At 56.0% G+C, this 7,824-nt stretch carries 6 protein-coding genes; 2 read left to right on the top strand and 4 right to left on the bottom strand.

Annotated features, from left to right (window positions below):
* The first annotated feature begins 401 nt into the window (after positions 1 to 401).
* Together AC1RLZ_RS15660 and AC1RLZ_RS15655 are read left to right on the top strand one after the other, a co-directional pair.
* The gene (locus AC1RLZ_RS15660; protein ID WP_493189348.1) at positions 402 to 1,103 is read left to right on the top strand and encodes a winged helix-turn-helix transcriptional regulator; all 702 of its coding nucleotides are present in this window, start codon (positions 402 to 404) and stop codon (positions 1,101 to 1,103) included.
* Positions 1,075 to 1,740 carry a hypothetical protein gene (locus AC1RLZ_RS15655; protein WP_493189347.1) on the top strand — a complete coding sequence of 222 codons (666 nt, stop codon included), beginning with the start codon at positions 1,075 to 1,077 and terminating at the stop codon, positions 1,738 to 1,740. The genes AC1RLZ_RS15660 and AC1RLZ_RS15655 overlap by 29 nt, the downstream gene beginning before the upstream one ends.
* A gap of 99 nt (positions 1,741 to 1,839) precedes the next feature.
* Here the strand turns inward: AC1RLZ_RS15655 and AC1RLZ_RS15650 are convergent, their stop codons facing one another.
* From AC1RLZ_RS15650 to AC1RLZ_RS15635, 4 genes are read right to left on the bottom strand one after another with little or no spacing between them, the layout of a single operon-like run.
* The gene (locus tag AC1RLZ_RS15650) at positions 1,840 to 2,799 is read right to left on the bottom strand and encodes a TniQ family protein (protein WP_493189346.1); all 960 of its coding nucleotides are present in this window, start codon (positions 2,797 to 2,799) and stop codon (positions 1,840 to 1,842) included.
* Positions 2,796 to 4,466: a TniQ family protein gene (locus AC1RLZ_RS15645; RefSeq protein ID WP_493189345.1), complete on the bottom strand. Its 1,671-nt coding sequence runs from the start codon at positions 4,464 to 4,466 to the stop codon at positions 2,796 to 2,798. The genes AC1RLZ_RS15650 and AC1RLZ_RS15645 overlap by 4 nt, the downstream gene beginning before the upstream one ends.
* Entirely contained in the window at positions 4,466 to 5,554 is a 1,089-nt protein-coding gene (locus AC1RLZ_RS15640; RefSeq protein ID WP_493189344.1) for a TniB family NTP-binding protein, read from the bottom strand. Before AC1RLZ_RS15640 ends, AC1RLZ_RS15645 begins: the two co-directional genes overlap by 1 nt.
* A gap of 13 nt (positions 5,555 to 5,567) precedes the next feature.
* Positions 5,568 to 7,814, bottom strand: a complete 2,247-nt coding sequence (locus tag AC1RLZ_RS15635) for a TnsB C-terminal domain-containing protein (RefSeq protein WP_493189343.1) — start codon at positions 7,812 to 7,814, stop codon at positions 5,568 to 5,570.
* Positions 7,815 to 7,824 lie beyond the last annotated feature (10 nt).

Here is a 7,824-nt window from a genome sequence, read left to right as displayed (position 1 = left end):
CTCTCCTCGTCCCCGTCAGGGGATCATAATTGGAAAATTCCAGTTCAGACTGGCCTAATTTGGCGGGGGCACGTCAGATCGACAGGAAGAACAATGTTGGCCCCCACATAAGACCGACCTGAAAATGAAAATTCCCCAACGATTGCGGGAGTGCCTCCCCGCATAAGACCGCGCCATCCCCCGCATAAGATCGGCATATCTGCATTCCCCCCACATAAGACCGGCATATTTTTTCCGCGGTCGATTTAAGAGCCGCCAAGCTCGGGAAAGACCGATTTAAGGTTGTGTTGAATTGCGTGGCTCGGTGCGGACTGAACAACCGGCGCTCAAACAAGGCGCAAAGTCCGGGCTGGACGCACTTTCTATTTGACCCGTACAGCATCTTTTGTAAGTATAAGCGAATGACGGTCGATACTCAGTCTCTTTTGGAACCCAGTTGCGGGCTCGACACCACCTTTCGAGTCATCGGGGGGAAGTGGAAGCCGTTCATCCTGTATTTCCTCTTGCCCGGCCCCAAACGGTTCGGCGAGTTGAAGAGGGCTGTGCGCTACGCAAGCGAAAAGGTGCTGACCCAGCAGTTGAAGGAATTGGAGGCGGACAGCCTCGTTAAGCGCACGGATTATAAGGAGCTCCCGCCGCGAGTTGACTATGCGCTCAGTCCTATTGGAGAGACGCTGGCACGCGCGCTGTTGCCTCTCTGTAAGTGGGGCGACGACAACGCCAAGGTAATCGATGGCGCGGTCACCAAACGTTCAAGGAGCGCAGATCCGAAGTACAGGGCAGCGCTCGACAACCTCACCACGGCGGTGACCACGATCAACACGCCGATGCCGTTCCGCATTGATGAAGAGACGTTGATCGCGGGCCTGAAAGGCGAAGTGTCTGACCCGAAGTGGCGAGTGTACGTACAGGCGTTGTTCGACGAGGTTGATATGTCCGTCATCCACAAGCTCGTCCTTGATCAATTCGTGACATTCGACGATCTATCTAAGGCAATCGACATTTGGCAGGTGACGGAGTCTGAAAATGAGAGATGGGTCAGGGAAATGGCTTCCTTCGAAGTGGGAAGACCTCATGCGGAAAGCCTTGATCGCTCTCGATAGTCTTCCTGGCGCGCCTGCAATATGGACGTTCGGCGGCGGCACCGCATTGGCGCAAATCCTGGACCATCGCGTCAGCTACGATGTGGATATTTTTCTCGATTCCAGCACCGCGTTGAAGAATCTTGCGCCCAACATGAATCCGGTGACTAAATCGCTATGCGACACGTGGAATTGGCCGGGGAAGTATCTCAAGCTCATACTTCGGGACGTCGGTGAGATCGATTTTTTGACTGCGCCAACCTACGTCGATCATCCGACCTACGAGCTACGGTTTGGAGACCGTACCATTTCAGCCGAGAGATCGGCCGAGATCGCGACCAAAAAACTCAAGTACCGGGCTTCGACCTACACGCCGCGCGATGCGTTTGATTTGGCGGCCATTTATTTACATGACCGTGAGGCCTTGCGCGAGGTTGCGGAATGTCCTGCGATTTCGGACGCCGTCTTGGCCTCTGCGCTCAATCGATTGAACCTCATGAAAGGCAGGTATCAGGCCGAAATGCGAGACGTGATCAACCCAACGGTACGAGGCGAGGAATTTATCGATCGGTCATGCGAGATCGCGCTCGAAGCCCTAGCGGAGTTGAGAACTTTAATTCCGGAAGAGGAAACCAAATCCAGTAATAGGCCACGATAGGTGGCTCTGAATCCGCCTTGATTTGAAAACGCCCATCATTCGAACGAGCACCGAGTCCTTTGATGGCAAGGGATCGGTACTCGTTCTCTTTCGTGAGCCTTAGGCGGCCTCCGACATCATCCTCACCGTATCCACGCTTCCACGTCGAACATAGAACTTCCGAGAGGCGTTCGAGAATACGATATCTGCAATTTCCTGGGGAAGTCCTTCGGTCCTCAAGGATGAAAACCAATGGCCGAACCAGCCATAAGCGGTTTTCATCGTAGGCGCTTTTGCTTCCGGGCTAGCCAGAAACTCGCTGTAAACTCGATCGAGCACTTCATCCAAGGTGTCATCACGCAGAATGCGGAAACCTTGAGACCGCACATTGGATACGGTCAGGTTGAGATCGCGAGGCTCCGTCCAGTGCTTCCGATAGCCTCCGAGGTCGAGGATGCCGATCTGAGTCAGAGTGTCGAGAACTCGACCCAAGGGGAGGGCATCCAGGATTGGGACGCCTCGCGCCACGCCCACACCCATTCGGCTCAGGATCCATTGATCCAGTTCCAACACTTCTGGTCCGGGATGCATTCCGGCAATTCGAGTGACGTCACCGCCTCGGCATTGACGGCACTTTCGGATATTTACATCGGTCCAGCCAAGCTTTTGCCCACACGAGCAGACATGTGTGAGCAACCGTTTGTGATGAGGACAGGTCGATACGAACTCGAAGTCGAACCAGAACCGGTGGTGCGCCGACTCGTTGACACATTCCGCACAGAGACGGCGCACGCTCGATTTAAGCTCGCTCGCGCATGCGATCTTTTGCCCCCGCAACTCGATAGCACCGTTCTTGACCAAGGGCGTTGAGTTGCGGATTCGCGCTTCATCGCATTGTAGGAGTGATGCGAGACGATCAATGCCGACACCGCGCCGGAGGTCTCGCACGCTCAGTCCCGTCAATGATGACACATGGTTCGGAGCACTGAGGCCATTCCGTTCCGACAAACGGATCAGCATGCCGTACGCGGGTTCGTCCTGCGCAGGCACAATCCAGAGAGGAAGCCCAACTTCAATCAATACTCAAATCCCAGTTGTTTCGCCGGAGCAGCGGTTTCGGGTCCCGGCAATTCTGGCGCCAACGACGGGGACCGCATGACGGTATTGGCCGCGCAATGATCTTTTGGCTTTTTCTTGTATGGCCCGCGCGGAACGCGAGCCCATGGTCGGCTCGCTCCCCATTTGGCTCTGATCTCTTCTGGAACACAGGACTTTGCCTGCTCAAGAGAGACAACTGCGCCCCCTAACCTTGGCTGGCCGGACAGACAACCAATCACCGTCAGACTCTTGTCTCGGATGCCGTTGATGGCGCTCATTGTGTCGAGTTTGACCACCTTACCAATTCTCGCGAGAGCCACTGTATCCGGCGGTTGCACGTCGAGCACGGGAACAGCGCCCAGGAGATTGTCCACCCACGCTTCAACGTCATGTTTGCGGATGACATACTCGTGCTTACTTCCTTCCAGGCCTCCAGGAATCCACACGGGAATTTCCTTGGCTTCGCGAAGCTTTCTCGTCGCTACGTAAGAAAGTCCCAGCAACTTGCACACATCCTTGAATGTGATTGCGTCGCGATAGTCATCCGCCAACTCGCGGACAATTTCTAAATCAACCCCGATCGGACGGCCTCGTTGGCGCTCAGCGCTGAGCTTTCCGCGTGCCTCAAGCAATCTTCGAAGTGTCATGTTGGACATGCCGACTTGCCGCGCAGACCTCGCTAATGGTTTGGCAGCGGTGTCTGCCCGCTCAAGCGTAGGAAATGCTTTCGAGTGTACCTGAAATCGCTTTGAAGCATTGTGCATGAAGGCTGTTGCGATCTCGGGAGAAAACCCTTCGCCGCCCTTTACGTTGAGCCAGAAGGCAAACCAGCCGTAAGCGATATGGAGAGTTGGTTTATCCGAGCCTCCAGATGCAATGAAACCCTCATAGACATTGTCGAACACCGCATCCAATCCATCGTCTTGAAGGACCCGGAATCCATGCGCGCGAATGGATTGTATCGGCATCTCGAAGCATTCCGTACCCGGCCAATTTCTTTGGAAGCCGCTAATCGCCAGTACGCCTATGCGTCCTATGGTGTCCAAGGCGCCGCTGAACGGCATCGCATCCAATATCGCGAAAGGCACGGATGCGCGAACACCGAGTCGTCCCAACACCCACGCATCCATCGCAAGCACGTCGGAATCTGCAACGACACGTGGCAAGAGTGATGCGTGCCCATCCGCACAGTGATGGCATTTTGCGATATCGACATCGCTCCAACTTAGGTCTTCGCCGCAAGAGCAACGCTGGGTCAATTCAATACCGTGTTCCGGGCATGACGTCACGAACCGTAGGTCAAACCAGAAGCGGTGATGACCATATTCGCAAGTGCACTGCGGGCAGTGTCGTCGATGTGTGCGATCAACATCGCGCTTAGCACCGACGCGATGACCGCGGATCATCTGATGCCCCGATGCGTCCTCGGTGATCGTAGAATACCTGAGAACGTCAGCGTCACATTGAATAATGCTGGCCAAACGATCGAGCCCGATGCCTTTTCGCAGTTCAGACGGTGTTAGACCTGTCAGCTCGGCCACAAGACCACGCGTTTGGATCCCGTTTCGGGCCGCGAGGCGCAACAAGATCCCATGTGCAGGCTCGTCCTTTGCCGGGACGACCCACAATGGAAGCGACTGAGAAACCATTATGCCGTTTCCTTGGCCAGAGTGGTTTTCCGAGCGGCGGCCTGGCGCACGGCGCGCGATTTCCGCGCCTCTGCACGGCGGTCCGCCAAGCGCGCTTCCTTCACCTCAGCAAACGCCTCCGCCGTGAGTTCCATATTCTCGAACGGATTCTCGTACTTCGGTGCGTTGGCTTTGCGGACATATACCTTGGCCAAATGCTTAACCGTTACCGACTTCGCTCCTTCATCGATAGCGAGCTCGGCTGCACGATTGACGAGCTTCGTCAGCGTTCCGATGTAACCATCGGAGGCTTTGAACAATGCCAATGCTAGCGAACGTTCCTGAAGAGGGGTCTTCTGGTCGAAGGGGAGGTGCTCGGAAAGATGCGACAAAAACACGCAATATTCGCTATCTTCATCGAGATCGAGATCGAACGGCTTCATGTGAAGTTCTTCGTCCTTGAGAGTCTCGAGCTGCCCATTCTCGATCAGAAAATCGGTCGCGTGCGGCAAGCCCATGCAAACAATCTGCACGCCGGTCTGCTTCATCAGGGTCTTGAAAACATCCGCCGCACTGTATGCGGTGTTCGCCCGCTTTCCTTCGGCGATGTGCTGGCAATCGTCGAAGATGATCATGCGAATGCCCTGTTCCTTGATTTGCTGGCGAGCGATCGCCGTCATCTCACCGGTGGTGGCCCGCGCTCTGACCGCAATGCCAATGGCCAAAAGGGTGTCGCTGAAAAGCTGTCTTTTCGTCCCGTCATCCACTTCGACCTTGACTACAGGACGAACGAGACCATGGCCGGGCTTCTCGAAGGTCACACTCATCGTGTGGTCGTACTGCTCGTCATCGGCGATCTTCAAGTCCTTGCCGTTCTTCAGCGTGCCGCGATATTCCTCGCGAATTTCTTCGAGGAAATCGTCGGCTGTGGTCGATTTGCCAACACCGGTGATGCCAACGATGAACGAACAGCTTGCCTGACGCTCGGTGCCATGACGGCGGTAGCAACGACGGAGAACGTCGCTTGCTTCCTTCATCATCTCGGTTACGATAACAAACCCTCCGAGATGACCGCGTCGTTCCTCTGCGGACTGCGTGCTCCACTTCATTGCAATTCTCCTGTCATTTGCGTTTCGGCAGAAATTTCACAACCATCTTCGGCCGTGAGTTCGACTTTGCCGGTTCTACGGATGCTGCTGCGCGATCGGCGTCGCGTTTGGTTTCGTTGAATGCCTCTGTGTCCAACGGCTGAATGGGGATTTCCCGAGCATCCGACGGCATAGGATCGGGAGAACGTCCCCGATATGGTCCGCGGGGATCGGACGGCGGAGACAGCAACTTCGGATCGTGATGGTCGTGCGATCCGACGGGAAGGCGACTTTCCTCGGCGGAGAAGCGCGATCCGCGGACATGATGAGACGCATTGCGACCATCGGTACGCAGGTGACGAAGCTTTGCAGGCACCTTTCTAGGGGGACGCTTGCTTTCGAGGAATTCGGAGATGTCGCGGGATGCCCGCGCGCGCTTGACGGCTTTCTCCCGATCATAGGGAGGGCGGGTCGTGAGTTTCGTCTTCCGATAGTGTTCGTACTGTGCCAGCGTCATGTTGATGATGTTCGGATCATCGGTTTCGAGATCTCCTTCGATCCAAGCGTTGCGCTTACCTTCGCGGGTCGGATCGAGAACGTAGATCTTCTTGAGATCGAGCGGATCAAGGCGGACAGTCATGATTTGCCCTTTGATGCGCTTCCCTCTTCCTGTCTCGAGCTTGGTGGTGCGGTTGAGGAGGGCGGAGAAATCGTCGGACTGCCACCGCAGCTTTTTCCATGCAATGCCGTCGCGAGTGAGCTTTCGCTTGACGACAGTTCCCGTGAGTGGCGCGATCAGGTCCTTGGGAGGTGCGGCAGGTTGGCCGCTTTCCTCAATGCCGCGCTCGTACATCAGAAGCGGCGTCTCACCCGTCTCTCCATGCTCCGTCGAATGATACTCGTCCACGATCCACTTCGTGACGATCCAGATCACCTCATCGAGCGTCAGGTAGGCGTGCTTTTCGGATTTATAGTTCCCGCGTCCCGCGGGGTTCGATTTGGTCGTGCCCGGAAGGCCGTGGACCAGCCGCAGGTTGAACGTACGGAACCAGCTCTCGATGCGCCCCTTCAACCAACCGGCGGCGCGCGGCAGATCGACGATCGTCATATTGAGAGGACCTTCGGTTGCCCTCATCGATGCTGAGCGAAACTCCGGTCCGTTATCGACGTACATCCGTTCCCACGTACCGAAGGCGGGGTATTGGAATTCGAACTTCGTTTCTTTGCCGATAGCCCGGCACACCGATTCTAGGAAAGCTTCCTTCGGCTGAAGCGCGATGCGCATCGCCTCCATGACGCTCACCCAAGACGGCGCGGTAAACGAAATTGAGAATCCAAGGATCATTCGGGAATAACGATCGATAATAGTCGTGATCCACGGGCGTGGAAGAACGTTGCCCTCTTTGTCGCAGACCAGGAGATCGAGGCGGGTGTGATCCACTTCGACTTCCTCGAGCGGGCGAGTGGGATTCGGCCCATTGCGGACGGCCTTCGCCCACAGGTCCGCTTCCCTCCGACCTTCCCTGCGGACCATCAAACCGTACTGATCCATCTTGTCGATCGTTCGGGCAACCAGATGTTTGCCGATCGTTCCATCGGCGCCGTTGTCCGGGACGACCCAACCCTGTTCTTCAATCAACAGATCCAATGCCTTCACGGCAGCGTCCTGGGCCATGGCCTTGGTGCCGGGAGGGGCGTCGCGATGATCCGGAGCAAACTTTTTCAGGATTGCGGTATGGATGACTGTTCGGATGCTTTCGTTGTATCGATCCGTACGGTTTCCTTTGTTACGGTGATTGTCCACGAGCGCGCGGATATCCTTCCCGGCGACAACCCACCGGGTGTGCCAATCCCTGACGAGACGGGCGCGCGGCCGCCGTTTTCGTGGATACGAGGTTTTGGGATCCTTCCAGACCTCATCAATCAGCGGATCGATCAGTTTAGATCTGTCACGAACATGCTGCGCAAGTCCGTCCACTGCTTTGACGTATGGTGCCTTCTGCTGCGCCGAAACACGTTCGAGATCGGAAAATGCGTCCCATGAGACGTTCAAATTCTCGACTACGTCGGGGCTCAGCGCGCGATAGGCCGCATCGGTCGTGATGCGGCCCGCACGAACCATGTGCATCAATGCGTCATTTCGGAGCGGGAGTTCGGTCCCGCTTTCCTGCTCCGTAAAAACACGAAACTGATCGCCGGGAGGGCCGACAATGTATCGTCTCGTGTCGATGCGAACGATGTCACAGGTGCGAAAACGAACCGGGACCACGTTTGTCTTCATGTAAACTCCC

It is taken from the genome of Tardiphaga sp. GW822-FHT04G09, from assembly GCF_058800725.1.
The sequence above is the reverse complement of the archived record's forward strand: the minus strand, read 5'-3'. Positions and strand labels throughout refer to the sequence as shown.

Excerpts from the sequence above, each read along its gene's own strand:
- AC1RLZ_RS15655 (WP_493189347.1), top strand. The coding sequence starts at position 1,075 with ATGCGGAAAGCCTTGATCGCTCTCGATAGTCTTCCTGGCGCGCCTGCA.
- AC1RLZ_RS15645 (WP_493189345.1), bottom strand. The coding sequence starts at position 4,466 with ATGGTTTCTCAGTCGCTTCCATTGTGGGTCGTCCCGGCAAAGGACGAG.
- AC1RLZ_RS15660 (WP_493189348.1), top strand. The coding sequence starts at position 402 with ATGACGGTCGATACTCAGTCTCTTTTGGAACCCAGTTGCGGGCTCGAC.
- AC1RLZ_RS15635 (WP_493189343.1), bottom strand. The coding sequence starts at position 7,814 with ATGAAGACAAACGTGGTCCCGGTTCGTTTTCGCACCTGTGACATCGTT.
- AC1RLZ_RS15640 (WP_493189344.1), bottom strand. The coding sequence starts at position 5,554 with ATGAAGTGGAGCACGCAGTCCGCAGAGGAACGACGCGGTCATCTCGGA.